The sequence below is a fragment of the Streptomyces sp. ICC1 genome (assembly GCF_003287935.1).
Taxonomy (GTDB): domain Bacteria; phylum Actinomycetota; class Actinomycetes; order Streptomycetales; family Streptomycetaceae; genus Streptomyces; species Streptomyces tritrimontium.
Map to the genome: position 1 here is coordinate 1,300,656 of NZ_CP030287.1, position 16,679 is coordinate 1,317,334.

General features: G+C 69.3%; 18 protein-coding genes and 1 pseudogene. 11 read left to right on the forward strand and 8 right to left on the reverse strand.

Annotation, left to right across the window (positions count from 1 at the left end):
• Window positions 1-203: 203 nt before the first annotated feature.
• The 6 genes from DRB96_RS05930 to alaS all read left to right on the forward strand — a co-directional run bounded on the left by DRB96_RS05930 (window position 204) and on the right by alaS (window position 6,651).
• On the forward strand, window positions 204-1,037 hold the full coding sequence (locus DRB96_RS05930; protein WP_112447365.1) for an aspartyl/asparaginyl beta-hydroxylase domain-containing protein: 834 nt from the start codon (window positions 204-206) through the stop codon (window positions 1,035-1,037).
• 49 nt (window positions 1,038-1,086) lie between these two features.
• Complete coding sequence (locus DRB96_RS05935) at window positions 1,087-1,959, forward strand: hypothetical protein (protein ID WP_112447367.1); 873 nt, start codon at window positions 1,087-1,089, stop codon at window positions 1,957-1,959.
• Window positions 1,956-2,555: an LOG family protein gene (locus tag DRB96_RS05940; protein WP_239516141.1), complete on the forward strand. Its 600-nt coding sequence runs from the start codon at window positions 1,956-1,958 to the stop codon at window positions 2,553-2,555. Before DRB96_RS05935 ends, DRB96_RS05940 begins: the two co-directional genes overlap by 4 nt.
• Window positions 2,552-3,103: a phosphoribosyltransferase family protein gene (locus tag DRB96_RS05945; protein WP_239516142.1), complete on the forward strand. Its 552-nt coding sequence runs from the start codon at window positions 2,552-2,554 to the stop codon at window positions 3,101-3,103. Before DRB96_RS05940 ends, DRB96_RS05945 begins: the two co-directional genes overlap by 4 nt.
• Window positions 3,100-3,771, forward strand: coding sequence for an HAD-IA family hydrolase (locus tag DRB96_RS05950; RefSeq protein WP_112447369.1), 672 nt, complete (start codon window positions 3,100-3,102; stop codon window positions 3,769-3,771). Before DRB96_RS05945 ends, DRB96_RS05950 begins: the two co-directional genes overlap by 4 nt.
• Window positions 3,772-3,996: 225 nt before the next feature.
• Window positions 3,997-6,651: an alanine--tRNA ligase gene (gene alaS / locus DRB96_RS05955; protein ID WP_112447371.1), complete on the forward strand. Its 2,655-nt coding sequence runs from the start codon at window positions 3,997-3,999 to the stop codon at window positions 6,649-6,651.
• An 81-nt stretch (window positions 6,652-6,732) separates the two neighbouring features.
• Here alaS and DRB96_RS05960 read toward each other — a convergent pair whose 3' ends face one another.
• A complete protein-coding gene (locus DRB96_RS05960; RefSeq protein WP_162688582.1) occupies window positions 6,733-7,275 on the reverse strand; it encodes a GNAT family N-acetyltransferase in 543 nt (180 codons plus the stop codon).
• A gap of 242 nt (window positions 7,276-7,517) precedes the next feature.
• On the opposite strand from DRB96_RS05960, the gene DRB96_RS42695 reads away from it, so the two are divergent.
• Entirely contained in the window at window positions 7,518-7,673 is a 156-nt protein-coding gene (locus DRB96_RS42695; protein WP_239516787.1) for a DUF6131 family protein, read from the forward strand.
• A 179-nt stretch (window positions 7,674-7,852) separates the two neighbouring features.
• On the opposite strand, the gene DRB96_RS05965 is transcribed toward DRB96_RS42695, so the two are convergent.
• From DRB96_RS05965 to DRB96_RS05970, 3 genes are all read right to left on the reverse strand, one after another.
• A complete protein-coding gene (locus tag DRB96_RS05965) occupies window positions 7,853-8,041 on the reverse strand; it encodes a DUF6381 family protein (RefSeq protein ID WP_112447375.1) in 189 nt (62 codons plus the stop codon).
• A 145-nt stretch (window positions 8,042-8,186) separates the two neighbouring features.
• Window positions 8,187-8,354 carry a hypothetical protein gene (locus DRB96_RS42700; RefSeq protein WP_162688401.1) on the reverse strand — a complete coding sequence of 56 codons (168 nt, stop codon included), beginning with the start codon at window positions 8,352-8,354 and terminating at the stop codon, window positions 8,187-8,189.
• Between the two features lie 29 nt (window positions 8,355-8,383).
• Window positions 8,384-8,737: a PRC-barrel domain-containing protein gene (locus DRB96_RS05970; RefSeq protein WP_112453240.1), complete on the reverse strand. Its 354-nt coding sequence runs from the start codon at window positions 8,735-8,737 to the stop codon at window positions 8,384-8,386.
• Between the two features lie 322 nt (window positions 8,738-9,059).
• Between DRB96_RS05970 and DRB96_RS05975 the strand changes: the two genes are divergently transcribed.
• Window positions 9,060-10,772: a hypothetical protein gene (locus tag DRB96_RS05975; protein WP_162688583.1), complete on the forward strand. Its 1,713-nt coding sequence runs from the start codon at window positions 9,060-9,062 to the stop codon at window positions 10,770-10,772.
• A 156-nt stretch (window positions 10,773-10,928) separates the two neighbouring features.
• On the opposite strand, the gene DRB96_RS05980 is transcribed toward DRB96_RS05975, so the two are convergent.
• Window positions 10,929-11,978: an amidinotransferase gene (locus tag DRB96_RS05980; protein ID WP_162688584.1), complete on the reverse strand. Its 1,050-nt coding sequence runs from the start codon at window positions 11,976-11,978 to the stop codon at window positions 10,929-10,931.
• A 285-nt stretch (window positions 11,979-12,263) separates the two neighbouring features.
• On the opposite strand from DRB96_RS05980, the gene DRB96_RS45825 reads away from it, so the two are divergent.
• Both DRB96_RS45825 and DRB96_RS05985 read left to right on the forward strand, forming a co-directional pair.
• Window positions 12,264-12,389: a hypothetical protein gene (locus DRB96_RS45825; protein ID WP_275431883.1), complete on the forward strand. Its 126-nt coding sequence runs from the start codon at window positions 12,264-12,266 to the stop codon at window positions 12,387-12,389.
• A 152-nt stretch (window positions 12,390-12,541) separates the two neighbouring features.
• On the forward strand, window positions 12,542-12,865 hold the full coding sequence (locus DRB96_RS05985) for a hypothetical protein (protein WP_112447381.1): 324 nt from the start codon (window positions 12,542-12,544) through the stop codon (window positions 12,863-12,865).
• 414 nt (window positions 12,866-13,279) lie between these two features.
• Here DRB96_RS05985 and DRB96_RS05990 read toward each other — a convergent pair whose 3' ends face one another.
• On the reverse strand, window positions 13,280-13,552 hold the full coding sequence (locus DRB96_RS05990) for a hypothetical protein (protein WP_112447382.1): 273 nt from the start codon (window positions 13,550-13,552) through the stop codon (window positions 13,280-13,282).
• A gap of 99 nt (window positions 13,553-13,651) precedes the next feature.
• Here DRB96_RS05990 and DRB96_RS44290 point away from each other — a divergent pair.
• Window positions 13,652-13,826: pseudogene (locus tag DRB96_RS44290) on the forward strand (IS110 family transposase); the annotation flags it as partial.
• 231 nt (window positions 13,827-14,057) lie between these two features.
• On the opposite strand, the gene DRB96_RS06000 reads toward DRB96_RS44290, so the two are convergent.
• A complete protein-coding gene (locus DRB96_RS06000; RefSeq protein ID WP_162688585.1) occupies window positions 14,058-14,579 on the reverse strand; it encodes a hypothetical protein in 522 nt (173 codons plus the stop codon).
• Between the two features lie 392 nt (window positions 14,580-14,971).
• Window positions 14,972-15,424 (reverse strand): hypothetical protein, encoded by a 453-nt coding sequence (locus DRB96_RS06005; protein WP_112447386.1) that lies wholly within the window; start codon window positions 15,422-15,424, stop codon window positions 14,972-14,974.
• Window positions 15,425-16,679: the final 1,255 nt, after the last annotated feature.

Consider the following 16,679-nt stretch of genomic DNA (forward strand, 5'->3'; position numbering starts at 1 on the left):
TGAGGACGGCCTCGCGACGGCAGCGGCGTCGTATCCATGCGTTCCGGCCCGTCGCCATGCTGAGCGGCACCTCGCTTTCCGTGTATTGCCGACAGCGAAGCGTGAGACCGGGAGCGCGGCTACAGCGCCACCCGAACAACCCCCCATCCAGCACCACGTGCCCGCCGGCCCCCGACTCGGGAGCCGGCAACGGGAGGGAACTGATGGACAACACCGTGACCGCTCTGGCCGGGCAGATCGCCCAGCTGGACTCGATCGAGCTCGCTCAGCTGGAGCGGATGCGCCACGAGGCCCTGACCGTCCAGGCCCCCTGGAAGGCGGAGTACGGCGCCTACCAGTCGGGCGGCTGGTGGACGACCTCGCTGATGAACGCCTCCGGCAAGGCCGCCGACGTGACGATCGGCGACTGCGCCGCCAAACCGACCGAGCTGCTGGCCCAGATGCCGGCTACCTCCGCACTCCTGGACGAACTGGGCCTGAACTACATGTGGGTGCGGCTCGCGCGGCTGGAGCCCAACGCGTTCCTGTGGGAGCACCGCGACTACGACGACCTCGACCAGATCGAGCGCCACCGGCTGCACATCCCGCTGCACACCAACACGTCGGCGTTCCTCGTCACCGGCGGCACCAAGGTGCACATGACCGGAGGACGGATCTGGCGGCTGACACCGACGTACGCCCACGGAGTGTGCAACCTCCTCGGCCCCGACCGCATCCACCTGATCGCCGACGTGTACGCCGACGACACCTACCGGCGGCTCGCCCGACACCCCTCGCTCCACCCCGGCACCACCGAACCGCTGCCCTCCGCGAACCACTCGGTCCTCGCCGAGCGTCTGCAGGCCGCCCGGAACATGGCCGAGCTCGGCTACACGGAAGCCGCCGAGCGGATGCTGCTGAGGCTCTTCTACGCCTACGCCCTGCCCGAGGGCACGGCCTACGACCTGATCGCCGAGCTGCACACCTCGCTCGGCGACATGGAGGCCGCGACGCGATGGACGGCGGCCAAGCAGCGCCTCCTCGTCCTCACGGCCTGATCAGCTGCCCCGCAAGTCCACCCCGCCGGAATCCGAACGGAGGACGCGCATGCCCACCCTGCAACTGGCCGAACTCACCCACGCCAACCGACCGGCCCAGCTCCCGCTCCTGGCGAGCCTCGCCGACATCCTGGCGACCTCGCGGGCCGTCACCCACCTGATGATCCGGGGCTCGCTGGCCCACGGCACCGCCGACCGCCTCTCGGACGTCGACTTCGTCGTCGGCGTCCACGACGCCCAGCTGCCCGCGTTCGTGAAGGCCCTGGACGATCTGATGTCCATCGAGGCCGGCGCCCTGCTGCCCGGCTGGCGCGACACGATCGTCGCCGACCTCGGCGGCATCGGGATGGTCTTCCTCATCCCGGACGACGGCAGGCTGCACCAGATCGACCTCTACCTCGTGCCCGCCACACGCATCCCGCACCTGCGCGCAACGGTCGCCACCGCCTCGATCCTCGACCGAGAGCCGACACCCGCTGGACCCGAGGCGGTCCGGGCAGCCGGGAGCTTCGCCGCGGAGTTCCTCGCCCGGCCGCGTACGTGCACCGAGCTGCTGATCGAACACCTGGTGCTGGCCGTACTGCTGCACAAGCGCATCAAGCGGGGCCAGCGGTTCGTCGCCTACTCGGAGTGGCACCGGCTGCACACCGCGACGAAGGACCTCATCAAGGCCGCTCTGGCCCCGGCATCCCGGTTCTGGGGCTGGTACCAGCTGCGCGAGGAAATCGCCGTCACCCCGATCGGCCGGGCCTGCCTGAGCGACCTGGACGCGGCGATCAGCGGGCCCGCCGTGCCGACGGCCACCGACGTCGTGGCGGCCATCGACCGGATGCTCGCCCTCGTCGAGCGGGCCTGCCCCGAAGCCCTCGACGGCCTGGGCGATGCCATCGCCGCCTACCGCACCTACCAGGAGCTGGTGTGAACGCACTCCACCTCGCCGGCCCGGCCACCAGCTGGGCCCGCGAGGGCCTGACCGCCGTCTTCTTCGGCGGCGTCGTCCCTGCCTCGGCTGAGGAGGAGAAGCTGGCCGAGGAGATCGGCCGCGCCCTGGCCCGGGCCGGGTACTCGCTCCTGCACGGCGGCTACAACGGGTTGATGGAGGCCGCAGCCCGCGGAGCGAGCTCCGAGGGAGCCATGGTCACGGCGGTCACCCTGATCGGCAAGCACGACGAGTGGGGACCGTTCAACCCGCATGCCACGAGCTCGGTCCACCTGCCCGACCTCGGCGCACGGCTCAACCACTACCTGGCACACGCGGATCTGATCGTCGCGATGGGCGGCGGCGTCGGCACTCTGCACGAACTGACCGCCGCCCTGTACTACGCGACCACCATCCGGCCCGTACCGATCTTCCTGACCGGGTCGGCCGCCCTGCGCCTACTCGCCTTCCTGCGGCAGGAGAAGTGGCTGTACGAGACCCCGACCCGGCCACTCGGCTACCTCACCGCCGTCGAGTCCGCCGACGCCTTCCACACCTGCCTCGCCACGCTCGACACAGCCCCGATCGGAGGAGCATGACCACCAGCCCCTCGCTGGCCGGCCTCACTGCCCGGCTCGCCGAAACCGCCTGCGTCACCGCCCCGTTCAGCCTCGCCGACGGTGCCCGGCTGGACGCCTACTTCGACGAGTACCGTCTAGCCGCCGACCCCACGCTCCTGCACGACACCGCCGCCGCCCTGGCCTGCCTCGTGCCCGGCGACGCCCGGCTGCTCGCGGGCATCGAGCTCGGCGGCGTCCCCCTCGTCGTCGCCCTGTCCGCTGCCACCGGCCTGCCCGCTGTGTTCCTGCGCCGCCGACCCAAGGGCTACGGCTCCCACCGGCAGATCGAGGGCGCCCCACTCGACGGCCGCCGTACCGTCCTGGTCGACGACGTGGTCCGCTCCGGTGGACAGCTGTTGAAGATGGCCCGCACCTTGCGGATCGCCGGAGCTCCCGTCAGCCACGCGTTGTGCGTACTGGAGCGCCCGCTCGGAGGCCGCCTGCTCTTGGCAGAGCACCGCGTCACCCTGCATTCCCTGCTCACCGAGGCCGACCTGCCGCCCACGCAGGGCGGTGAAGCAGCGTGAAGCGGGCCGTACTCTTCGACCTCGACGGGGTCCTCCTCGACAGCCGCACCGCGCAACTCGCCACGCTGGCAGGCTTCGCGACCTCGGCTCTCGACCACCGCGTCACCACCGACGGCCTCCCCGCCGGAGCCCTGACCAGGCCACGCGAGCAGGTATTGGCCGAACTCGGCCTGAACGGGGTGATCAACGAGGACGGCTGGGACGCGGCCACCGCAACGGCCGGTCTCCACACCGAGACCTTCCCGTTCGTCGGCGAGACCCTCACGGCCCTCCGGGCCGCCGGCGTCGCCACGGCCATCGTGACCCTGCGAAGCCGCCGCCGGGTCGGCTGGCTCTTACCCCCGGACATCCTCGACCTGATCGACACCATCGTCTGCTTCGAGGACGCAACTCCCAAGCCCGCACCCGACGGGCTGCTGCTCGCCCTGCGACAGCTCGACGTCGCACCGAAGGACGCCGTGTTCGTCGGTGACACGGACATCGACATCCACGCCGCCCGCGCGGCCGGCATCAGGGCAGTCGGCGCCGGCTGGGGCTTCGCCGGCCCCGACGTCCTCACCCGGGCAGGCGCCGACCTCGTCCTGCCACACGCCGCCGCGCTCGCCGACGTACTCCTCCTCCATCTGGCGGGAGCTGAGCCTTCCCACCAGAAGACCAAGCGATCTTGATACCGGACCCGCTACTCTGGGTGGTGCAACGCGCACAGGACCATCGGGTCCGTGTGGGCTGCACCACCTGTGAGCAACGGATCTGGAGTCATGGTCTACACCGTGGGGGCGCGAGCTATCTGCGTCGAGCTGGAGAACTGAGAACCACTCAGTCCCCGTTCTCGGCCCGGCTCGGCGTGTGATCACCCCCCACCTCTCCACGACTCTTCCGTGAGGGCCACACCCATGCGCTCGACGCAGATCCGCTCCACCTTCCTGGACTACTTCACCTCCCGCGGCCACCGCCAGGTCCCGTCCAGCCCCCTCATCCCCTCCGACCCGACCCTGCTGCTGGCCAACGCCGGCATGAACCAGTTCAAGCCCTACTTCCTGGGCGAGGTCACCCCGGAGAACCGCCGCGCCACCACCATCCAGAAGTGCGCCCGCACCTCCGACATCGACAACGTCGGCCGGACCAACCGGCACGCCACGTTCTTCGAGATGATGGGTAACTTCTCCTTCGGCGACTACTTCAAGGCCGACGCCATCGCCTACGCCTGGGAACTCCTCACCCAGGGCTACAACCTGGAGAAGGACCGCCTCTGGATCACCGTCTACGAGGACGACGACGAGGCCGAACAGCTCTGGCGCAAGATCGGCGTCCCTGCCGAGCGCATCCAGCGCCTGGGCATGGAGGACAACTACTGGTCCATGGGGGCCCCCGGCCCTTGCGGCCCCTGCTCGGAGGTCAACTACGACCGAGGGCCGGCCTTCGGCCGCGAGGGTGGACCAGCCGTCGACGGCGAGCGCTACGTGGAGATCTGGAACCTCGTCTTCATGCAGTACCAGCGCGGCGAGGGCGACAAGAAGGGCAACTTCCCGATCCTCGGCGAGCTCGCCCAGCAGAGCATCGACACCGGCCTCGGTCTCGACCGCCTTGCCGCGATCCTCCAGGACGTCGAGAATGTCTGCACCACCGACCTCCTCCTGCCCACCCTGGAGACCGTCCAGGAACTGGCCGGCCGCGCCTCCCCCGGCAGCACTGACGAGAAGGTCTCCTTCCAGGTCGTCACCGAGCACGCCCGCTCGATCGCCTACCTCATCGCCGATGGCGTCCTGCCCTCCAAGGACGGCCGCGGCTACGTCCTGCGCCGCCTCATGCGCCGTGCGGTCCGGCACGCCCGTCTAATCGGCATCGATCAGCCCGTCCTCGCCCCCACCACCGCCAGCGTGATCGCCAACCTCGGCGACGTCTGGCCCGAACTCACCGACCAGGCCAACCTCATCGAGCAGGTCGTCACCGCTGAGGAGGAGTCCTTCACCCGCACCCTCGCACAGGGCACCCGGCTGCTGAACGCCGCGATCACCCGCACCCGGGAGAGCCGCTCCGGCTCACTGCCGGGCGAGACCGCCTTCGAACTCGCCGACACCTTCGGCTTCCCCCTGGAGCTGACGGTCGAGGCCGCCCACGACGCCGGCCTGACCGTGGACGAAGACCGCTTCGCCACGCTGCTGGACGAGCAGAGGAAGCGCGCCAAGACCGGCGGCAAGGCCAAGACCGCCGACGCCCTGCGCCGCCAGGACACCTACCGGGAACTGTCCGCCCACCTGCCGCGCACCGAGTTCCTCGGCTACGAGCACCTCACCGCCGAGGTCAGCGTGCTCGGCCTGCTCTCCAGCGGGGCCGTTACCACCTGCGCCCCCGAGGGCTCCGACGTCGAATTCGTCCTCGACCGCTCGCCGTTCTACGCCGAAGCCGGCGGCCAGATCGGCGACACCGGCACCCTGCGCACCGCCGACGGCGCCCTGCTGCGGATTACGGACACCCGGTATGGCCTGGAGGGCTTCCGGGTCCACAGCGCCCGCGTCGTCGACGGTGAGCTCCGCACCGGGGCGACTGGCGAAGCAGCCGTCGATGCCGACCGGCGCAAGGGCCTCATGCGCTCCCACTCGGCCACCCACATCCTGCACGCCGTCGTACGCGCCACCCTCGGGGATCACGCCCGCCAGCAGGGCTCACTCGTCGAATCCGACCGCCTGCGCTTCGACTTCGCCCACTTCTCCGCCGTCACCCCCGAGCAGCTCGCCCGGATCGAAGCCGCCGTCAACGGCCACGTCCTCGACGACCCTGCCGTCCGTGCCTGGCACGCCGACCGTGCCGAGGCCGAGGCCGCCGGCGCCATCGCCCTGTTCGGGGAGAAGTACGGCGACACCGTCCGCATCGTCGACATCGGCGACTTCTCCCGCGAACTGTGCGGCGGTACCCATGTCGCCCACGGCTCCCAGGTCGGCGCCTTCCGGCTGCTCAGCGAGGGCTCGATCGGCTCCAACCTCCGCCGCATCGAAGCCCTGACCGGCCATGGCGCCCTCCGCCACCACGACGTCGAACGCCGCATCCTCGAAGAGGTCTCCACCCTCCTCGGCACCCGCCCGAAGGAGGCCGCCGAGACCCTTCACAAGCGCCTGGGCTCCTTGGCCGCTGCGGAGAAGGAGGTCTCCCGCCGGCGCGAGGCCGAATTGCGGATTCAGGCGGACCAGCTCGCCTCCTCCTCCCGCCAGGTACCTGGCGGCCGGATCGTCTCGCAGCGGATTTCAGGACTCGGCGCGAGCGACCTGCGCAGCCTCGCCACCAGCACCGCCGACCGCCTCAGCAGCGACCGGGCGGTGGTCGTCCTCGGCACCGAGCACGACGGCAAGGCCTTCCTCGTAGCCGCCATCACCCCCGGCCTCCTCGGCTCAGGAACCTCGGCCAGCCAGATCCTCGCCTCGGCCGCCCGCACCGTAGGCGGCGGAGCCGGCGGCACTGGCCCCGTCGCCAATGCCGGAGGCCGCCGCGTCGAAGCCCTCGACGAAGCCCTCAGCATCGCTGTCCAGGAAGCGACCCGCACACTCGGCCAGTAGGCGCCCCATACGCGGGAGGTACACGGCAAGCAAACGCCCCAGCCGGGGCCGCCGCCAGCAGCGTGCCTCCCGCCATCACAATCAGCCCGTCGGCAGGTCCTTCACGAGGACCACGCTGTCGTAGTTGGTCACATCCCACCGCCAGGTACCCACGGGCACATAGCCCCGCCGGCGGTACCAGCCGACGAGCTCAGTCGCCTGGGACGACGTGTCGATGACGACCTGCAAGGCGCCGCGCGCTGCGACCCGCTCTTCAGCAACCCACAGAAGCCGCTGCCCCAGTCCAGTCCCCCACTGAGACGGATCCACCGCAAGCTGCCAGAAAGACCCCGCGCCAGACGGCGCGGGGTACCCATCCGGGGCTACGTACGGAGCCGCAACGGTGACCGTGCCCACCAGCGAGTTCCCCCGAAGCGCCAGCCAGCACTCGCCACTCCGCAGCCGGTGAGCCGTGTCCTGCGGAGACTGGTACGAGGCGAAGAAGACCCGTCCGGCGGCAGCATGATCGGCATACGCCCGGTGGAGCAGACAGGTCAGCTCCTGCACCGAATCTTCCTCAGTAAACGGCCGGATCGCTGCCTCGCCAGACGGCGCCCATTTCGCAGCCTTCACGGGTTCAGTCACGGCGTCGGCCTCCAAACCGATCCGCTGAAGCGGCTCTGACCTGGACGCTTCATCCACATGGGGCGGGCGCCTGCCAACCTCAGCTTGCGCCAACCGCCACCGGGACGCTCGTCGAGCGAGGCGAGCGGCGCCGATCTGCGAGCCGCCACGCCAGGACTGCGCTCTCCGGGAAGCCGCCAGCGAAGGCCGGATCTACCCTGGAAACAGGGGCCTTGCCTCATTCCGTGAGATCGAAGGACATCATGATCGTCCTCGGCATCATCCTGCTGGTCATCGGCTATGTGGTCGGCTTCGCCATCCTGTCGACCATCGGGATCATCTTGGTCGTCGTCGGCGTCATTCTGTGGATCCTGGGATCCGTCGGACACAAGGTCGGCGGACGGCGGCACTACTGGTAGCCCCCCTGACCTCGCACGGGAGTCCGCCCGTCCCACACGGCCCGAGGCCGAGGACGCGTACAGGACGGCCGCCGCGCCGCATCCTGCCGAGCTTCCGGACGCGCACAACACTGGCCGGTGTCACCCTCACGTTTAGAAGATCGCGCGGGCAGCCACCGGCCAGTGTACGTACTGGGCCGTCACATGGGGTCGATGCCCTCGCTGCCCCGCTCGCTCTCCTTCTTGCTCTGGTCCAAGATCCGGCGGGCCTTGTCCTTCAGCCGCTGGCGCTCCGCCGGGTCGGTGGCACGCTCCGCGGCCTTCTCGAACTTCTGCGCCTGGTCACGCATCTGCTGGGCGCGGCTGCCGGACTCACCTGCAACGCTCATGATCACTCCTGGGATCTGGGGGAGAGCGGATGCCACCAGCGAAACAGTGCCTCCGCTCCCGCGCATCCCGAACGGTCACCCACCGCTATCCCCGCAGCACAGGCCACGTGCAGGAGGTCACCAGCCCGACGCACCTCCGCCCCTCTCAGCGGAGGTGGCGGCGGACAGGGCGCCGTCGGTGGGTGCCCAGGTACACCAGGGCCGCCACGAAGACGAGGATGCCGATGACCAGCAGGTAGAGCAGCCCTTCGACGGCGGCGCCGATGATGCCCAGCACCATCGCCACGATGACCAGGATCAAGAAGACCTTCACGACGCGGACACCTCCTCGGGTACGGGCGGTCAGCGGCGGGCCAGCTGCCGTTCGCCGCCCGCGCCGGGCCGATAGGTGAGGCCGTAGCGCTGGAAGACGACTTCCTCATCCTCGGCCGGCAGAACATCGTCCGTACCGATCGAAGGTGACTTCATCACCAGGGCCTTGTCATCGACCTTGACGTAGCCCGGCCCGACGATCGCACCGTCCAGAGGAACGAAGACCAGCCTGTGGCGGGTGGGCAGCCCCACTAGCACGGTAGCCATGGCCGGCTCGTCCGTGCTCGTGTCCACGTAGATGGTCTCCAGCGCGCCGATCCTGTGCCAGCCCGAGTCGACCACGTCGTTACCAAGCCACTCGCGGACATCCGCTGCCTGGATCATCCTGCTGTCCCCTTCGGCGACCACAGACCGACCCGTGTACCTCTCAGCTTGCCCCCGCCTGACCGAGGACACCAGCGAGTGACTGCCCCAGCCGCACGAATCCGCCCGAGGGCGGAAATGCCCTCGGGCGGCCTCTGGGCCGAGCCCGACGAAGGACGGGCGCGGGCATTCACTCGTTCGAGCGACGGCAAAAGGGATTCACGCCAAGGGAGCTCCCGTATCGGCTTGATAGTCACTCTCCGTCCAATACATGATTCCATAGCGTTACGGTGGGCGGCTTCGGAGCGTAGTCGCCTTCGTTGCAGTGAATAAGGGGAGCAACGTGGCGGAGCGCCAGGGTATTTGGCAGACGACGTTCGTGGCCCGGCCGGACAAGCCGATCGCGCCCGGGAGTACGGCGCCGGAGGCGAAGGAGTCGGACCAGGCGGTCGTTGGTGGCTGGCAGAAGTACGAGCTGTTTCGGGAGGAGTGGGGCGGTCTTCTCCCGCGGGTGACCTTGTACGACGGCAAGGTGTTCCTGGTGTACGCCAACGTCCAGGGCACGAGCCTTGAGGCGCGCGTGTACACGCCTGGTGAGGGGTGGAAGGAAGCAGGTCGTCTGCCCAAGGGGTACACCCGCTCCGCGCCCGCCATCGCCTCCCACAACGGCCACCTGCACGTCTTCTCCGTGGTGGGCCGTAGCGCCGACGAGGTCCTGCACGCCGTGATGGATCCCGCGGGGAAATGGGCGATGTCGACCGACAAGATCCAGGACGAGCCCGGCGGATACATCTCCAGCCAGAGGACGTACAGCGACTGCGTGCCCGCGGTTGCCGTCCACGACGGCAAGCTGCACCTGGTGACCTACCGGGCCAGCGGCCGTAAGGCGATTCTGCGGGTCCTGGACGACAAGAACCAGCTCCTGCACGTCGCGGACGTCAAGCTGCCCGTAGGCCCGTACCGGCGGCTGTCGCTGGTCTCCTACGGCGGGAAGCTGCACCTGATCTACACCCACAAGGACCGGCTGATCCACCTCGCCTACGACGGGAGCGCCTGGCAGGCCCAGCCGGACAGCCCGCGCACCGGCACGCAGCAGTACGGGGCGGACAGCACCGTCTACGACGGGAAGATCCACACCGCGTACAACGTCGCCGATGTCCAGGAGATCCCGACGGCGCAGTACTTCGACCAGGAGGTCGCGCGCCTGGGGCTCGGATACCTGGTGCTCCCCATCGAAGGCTCCCAGGACCGCTTCGCGCTGACCTACGAGGAACTGGTCAAGGCCAAAGCGACCAACCCCGACGTCGTCTATGACGTGGCCGAGAACATCCGCACGGCAGACGGGACGTCGGAGACGCTCCTGGACATCCTGGACGGCCTGGAGGAGGGCACGGCCAAGGACACAGTGCAGGTGACCACTCACCGTGTCGGCTACCAGACCTACGACGGCACCGCCTGGTCCGGTGAAGTCATGCTCCCCGTGCACGCCAACCAACCTCCGACCGTGGTCGCCTACAAGGAGCCCGGCGACCCGGACTCGGGCCGGCTCCTGCTCGTCTACTCCGGTGTCGAGTCCTACATCCCGCCGCCCCCGCCGCCGCCGCAGCCCGTCGGCGCCCTCGTCTCAGGCAGCCGGGTGACCCATGGCCGCACCGACTACGGCAACGGCCACTACGCCAAGGTCAACCACTCCATCAACGCACAGCTCCACCGGAACCCGGCTGGCGCCACCCACATCAAGGCGTGGTGGCACGCGGACGTGTTCAAGGTGTCGGACTGGTTCGGGATCACCACCCGCGACGGCGGGCACGTCTCCGGGAAGATCAAGCTGACCCGGGGCTCCTGGCTGGTCACCGACCACCACTTCACCGCGGAGATCATCGACGGCCAGGTCATGGTCGAGGTCACCTGGGAGGTCGAGCCCGGCGACTACCAGGTCACCATCGCCAAGACCCACCGAACCGGCGGCTACTACTTCCCCCACTCCGTCGACCAGCCGCACTACTACTCCAACGTCGACATGGAACACCACTCGGTGTCCATCACCGCCAAGTAGCAGCCGACATCATCGTCACGAGGCCGGGACCGGAACGCACCACCGCTGGCCCCTTCACAAGAAGGGGCCAGCGGCCGTTCCGGAACAATGATGCAATCGCGGTCAGGGTCGCATGGGTCTGCTCCCGTTCCCGGCGATCTGATCGTTCGGACGGTTCTAGCCGCCGGTTGCGCCGGCGCTGCCGCGGGTTTCGGTGCGGCGGCGGTCCCTGCGCAGGTCGAGGGTGGCGCAGTGGAAGGAGCCTCCCAGCGCCTGGACGTTGCGGAAGGGCAACGGCAGCGGGGTCATGCCGTAGGAGACGAGCAGTGCCTGAAGCTTTTCGTCCCGGGCCTCGGTGAGGACGTGCTGGTGGTCGACCACGAGCAGGTTCATGTTGACCCAGGGGCTGGTCATGTAGAGCGGGGGACTGTCGCGGAGCTCGGGGACCGGGGCGGGGACTAGCTCCCAGCCCTCCATCGGGGAGCCGGCAAGTTGGGCGGGATCGAGCCGCTCCGGGTTGTACAGGGCCAGCCCCTCGCGCAGTGGGCATAGCGTCGCGTCGATGTGCATGGCGTGCGGGTCATCGGGCTGGATCAGATGGACGCGGGTGTCGGGGCCGAGCTGGGTGCGCAGGTGCGCGATGCCCGAGCGGTTGGTGACGTGGCTGAGCTGGCCCACGAGGGTACGAGGCCCCAGGCGCAGGAAATCGGCGGCGTCCCAGGCTGGTCGGCCCTCTCCGATCACCCATTGGCCCGAGCGGGACGGCCCACTGGTGAGGGGGTCGACGGCCAGGTCCACCGCCGACGGCAGCCAGTGCGCACCCGATTGGCGGAATTGTTGAAGGAGCGGCCAGTAGGCGAGCAGTTCGTGGCGGCGGCTGCGCCAGGCCATCGGCGCCTCGACGACACGGTTGCCCAGGACGAGCAGCGAGTCGCGCGGCATGGCGGCGCAGTAGCCGCCCAGGCCCGACCAGGGCACGCGCCGCGGCCGGTGCACCACTGAGCCCAGGCTCTCCAGCAATTCCGCAAGGGCTTGCAGCTCCTGCTCCGCGGCTTCCACGATCCAGGACGGGAAGGGGTGGCCGGGCCGGAACTCCGCCCAGTGCTCGCGGGGCATGGTCGCCTCGATCATGCGGGGGTCCTCGGCGGGGAACATCGCCCCGTACGCCGTGCCGACCACCACCTCGCGTAGCGGACTCCACTCGTCGCACGCGTCCACCACGATCATGTCGGCTCTCCCGGGCGGCCAGGGCACCGCTGCCCCCACAGCGGTGCCGTCCGGACGCCCCATCGATCAGCCGGTGAGGCACCCTGGACATCATTAGCCGCCAGCAGTGGGCAAGGTGATCCCTTCGCTGGGAGTCCACTCGAATCGGGGATGCCGTGTTTGCCCGACAGCCCACAGCGAGGCCCCCATACGCGAAGCGGGCTGCTCGGCGAAGTGTCTGAGCCTGAAACTCGACCTGCCGATGTACAGGTCAGACTCTCCGAGGGACTCGCGTCGATCACACCGATGGGCCGAGCCCGCCCGATGGCCAGGCGGCTGGAACCTCACCGGTCGCTCGCCCCGACCGGCGCGCTGCTGGACGAGCTGCTGTGGCAGACGTTCGACGGCATCGGCCACAGGGCGCCACGGTGACCACGCGCGTGATCGCTGACCGCGGGCGGGCGTGGAACGATCACCGCTCCTGAGGGTGAAGATCGGCGAAGCGGCCACATGTCGTCGGCCGGTCCGAGGACGATCACCGGGTTACGTGCGCGGTCCGCGCACCCCTGTGGGAAGGCATCGTCATGGCCGAGGTAGTCGAGTTCGCCTATGAAGCCCCCGAGATCTCCGAGGAGGGGGACGTCGTCACCTGGCACTGGGTCATCGTCAACAACGGCTCCGAGCCGGTCACCAAGGTGGTGCTCACGCACCGTGTGACGCCGACGGTGGTGTTCGACCGCCTGACCGGGCCGTCCGAGGTTGTCGGCGAGGTCGTCAAGAGCCGATGGGAGACGCTGGGGGCCGGCGAGAAGTCCGAGGGCACGATCACCGCCGCCCTTCCCGAAGACCTGACCGGTACGGTGCAGATCAACGGGCGGGTCGTCTGGCAGAACGCCACGGCGAACTGAGATCTCCCGCAGGCCGCGCCGGGGCCCTCGGCGCGGCACGCCCTGTCCTGCTCGCCAGGCCGGGCGACAACGCTCGTGCTCGCAGAGTTGTGCGGGCAGGAGATGCACGTGCTGCCAGTAGAAGACGAGGCTGTCCCGGGCCACGACGCCGAATGCCGGGGACCGCGTCCACCATGCTCGTCCTCCAGGTCGACAGGAAGGCATCGTCATGCGGCCCGAGGCCCTGCGGCCGATGACCCGTCACTGAGCCGCTGTCCGCCTGACACCAACATGCGGTGGGGGTGCCGTCGGCATCCAGCCGGCCGGCGCCTGAGCAGGTCCATCCGACGGAACTCCGCCTGCGCGGCCATAGCGAACGGCGGGTGGTGAGGTGGACGGGCAGCGCGGCCTACGCCCGTGCGGCGCCTGCAGCTCCTACTGCCCCAAGCGGGCGCTGATCAGGTACGCGGCTTCCTCGGTGAGCCTTTGGCGCCGCTCGTCCTCGTTCACCTGCCGCATTTCGCCGCGCAGTGCGAGCTCGGTGCGCAGGATCGTGGTTCTGGGTACGGGGACCCGCTGGCCCGGCTTCTCCGTGAACGGCTGAAGTTCTGCCGCCAGGGTGTGTGCGTCGTCCGACGTGCTACGCCGCAGTGAGAGGAACACCCGGGCCAACCAGTCAGCCGGAATCTGCACCATGAAGTCAGTCATGCCGGGGCAACGATCAATGCCCTCGCTCGTGACGGCTGATGACCCACACAGCCCACCATGGCCGCCGCCCCGGCGACGGGGCACCGGCTCGGCGGCGGCCTAGCGCTCGCGAGCATCCTGCGGACCGACGCCGCCGCCCATCCCGCGCTTCCCGCGGACAGCGAGCCAGCCCGGGCTGTCGCTGTCGTCGCCGGGGCCCAGCAAGACGCGGTCTGGGGCCGCGCCCAGGCCGGCGACAGGCTCCCCTCACCTGCGCGAGTACTTCCCCGGCGCCGGCGGCGTACGGCGTGAAGGCGTGACCCACTGCATCGCTCGCGTGCCAATGGCAAGGACACGCGATCAATGGGCCCCGCCGACCTGACGGTCGGCGGGGCCCATACATGCTCTTGCCCGGCTACCTGCGTCACCGCACCAAGCGAGATCGAGGAAGCCGTCAACCGGGCCCTGCACCGGGATCTACCCGTCGCGACCAGCCGTGTCGCTTCTTCGTACCGCCGCGATCCGCCTATACGGGGGTGTCCTGGACGGCCGCGAAGCCGGTGCCGCACACGGTCGGCAGGTTCACCGGGGTGAACGGCGTGGACGAAGTGCCGCAGCGGGCCTGGTGGACCACCCCGTCCTTGGCCAGCAGGCTGACGTAGAGGTATCCGGGGTTGCCTTCGGTGACCGATACGGCAGTGTCCGTGACGCACTTCGGCGCGTTGGCGAGGGTCCCGAGGTTGATCCACACGCCCGGGTTCCGGCTGTCGTTGAGGAAGGCGTGTCCTTCCCGGTCGGTCGCTACCCGGAAGATCGTCCCGACGGGAAAGCCGACGTAGTCCGGCGCGGCGGTGCTGATGTCGCGCCCCGTGGAGCACTTCTTTTTGTGCTCATCCTTCTGGCCATCCTCGGACTGCTCGGACTTCTTGTGCTGGGGGTCGGGGTTCATGACTCCGCTGGCGGCTGCCGACGGCACCATGAGCGCTCCGAGGAGCAGGGCCCCTGAAACCGCCGAAATCCCCCGTGCAGCCCAAGCGAGCTTCTTCATGTCATTCCTCTCCGAGAGTGCAGGCCTGCTGTCCCGACCGAACATCCCCGCCACGCTCCGGATATACACAGAATGTGATGAATCGTCACTCTTCGAGAGCAGGATTCGCCCGCCCCGCGGCGGAATTCCGGGGGAGAAAGGCAGGAACCCTGCCTCTTCCGTGCACACGGAGGAGGCAGGGCTCGTTGGGTACTGCGCTATCCGACCGCGATCCGGTCAGCCTGACAACTGTCAGTTGGGGGCGAGGCTGCGCCGAACGACGATGGCCGCGGCGAACTGGGGGTCTGCGTGACAGCCGGCCGCCGGGGTTCTGGACACCTGCCGGGCATGAGTGATGGCTCAGGCGCCGCTTGCGGGCTTGGGTACCCGAACGGGGAGAGATCCCCCTCTCATCACCGACCAGACAAGGGCAGGCCGGGACCGGTATACCGCTTGGGGTTGCGCTGTCGTCCCTTGCCCGGGGCCGGAGGTTGGGGCAGGCTTGCGTCACCAAAGCCTCTACGGACCACTCCGTCACGCGGCATCGACGTCGAGGAACGCTTCCAGGGTCCGACGAGCGACAGGGCCACCGTCAGCACAGCAGTGTCGCTGCCGGCGAACACGCCGGGGTTCCTCGCGAGGAGACGTTCGAGCGCGTCCCACTCCACCAGAGGAGGTCGTCCGCTCCGGTCGATGAGCGGGACATCGGACGCGGCGTTGAGTTCCTCGTCGTCCAGCAGACGACGCAACCAGTAGCCGTCGCGATCAGCCCCAAGGAGCCGGATCGCCGCCTTCACATGGTCGTTGCGCATACCCCTCGTCAGCATCTCGGCGAGCTCCTCGCCCTGCAAGCTGTCGTTGATCATCGGCGGCTCTCCCGTCTCATGGGTTCGGGCCTGCGGCGACCCCGCACCACTCTCCTCGCCACGCAGGACGGTCCTCACCTCTCCACGCCGCACGGTCACCCACCGGCCGGGTCGCACTCAGCCCTACGGCCGCACCACGACCGCACTCGGTCGGACGCTGAAGGTCGCCCGAGCAGATCAAAAGCGACCTCTGTCCCGCTGCGGTCTGCGGCTCTGGTGGCGGTGACGGGACAGACCTACGGTGCTTGCATCGTCCGAGCGGGCGTACATACGACACTCACACCGCGTGGTGAATGGCGTGACAGCCCGGAGGGTGTCAGATGTAAGTGCCCGCCAGGACGCGGCGTTCCGGAACGGCGGGCACACCCAGCCGTCTCCTTGTCCCTCGAAGCCTCAGTCACGTCGCCCGAGGACAGGGAGACGGTGCGGGAGAGGGCCGGCCGAACGGCTACTGACGTCGGCGTCGGTGGGCACGAGAGCCCAGGCCAGAACGGTCGGATGCGTGCGCGAGCGGACGAGGCGGCACCATTCGTCACGCGGCACGGTCCAGAACGTCCGCACGGATTCGATCCCACTCGGACCGGGACTCCCTGGCGTGACCTGCCCAAACGCTACGGATCCTGACAGACCGTGTACGAACGCCACCACCGCTGGTCGGCATACGGCACCTGATCGAAGATCCTGCGTGCCCCGCAGGCTGGTGCCGACGCCACCGCGCCGGACATGGACGGCTCGTGGGCGGTCAACGCCACTCCACCACCTGCCGGTCCAACCAACACGCGGCCGGAGCCCGGCACCGTCCCCGGGCGACCACACCGAAAAGGGGGCGGCGCACGTGTGGCCCCAGAGGGCCTTAGGCCCTGGGACGTTCCAGGGGCAGGCTGACCAGCAGGGTCCAGCTGCAGGCCGACGACCGTGGCCGCCCCCTGGTCCGGCTGGACTCGCCCGGTCAGCGCGGAGACAGCCCGATGTTCATCCCGCTCATGCAGACCCTGAACGTAGCGCGCACCGGGGCCGTGCGCCCCGCACCCGACCGGACCGGGCCCGCGGCGACAGGGCGTTAGGTCACTAAGGAGTGACCGGCGCGAACAGAGCAGATGCCGGCGAGCGGCTCGAGGATGCGGCGTATGTGGAGTTCGCCGACCCAGAGGGGTGCCGGGGCGCCAATTGCCGCCCCGGCCACCTCTCCTGCCCGGCGGCCATCTCGCCTAGGGCTCGCGACGGTGTGGCCGTTGGTGACGCGGGGACTGCTGGG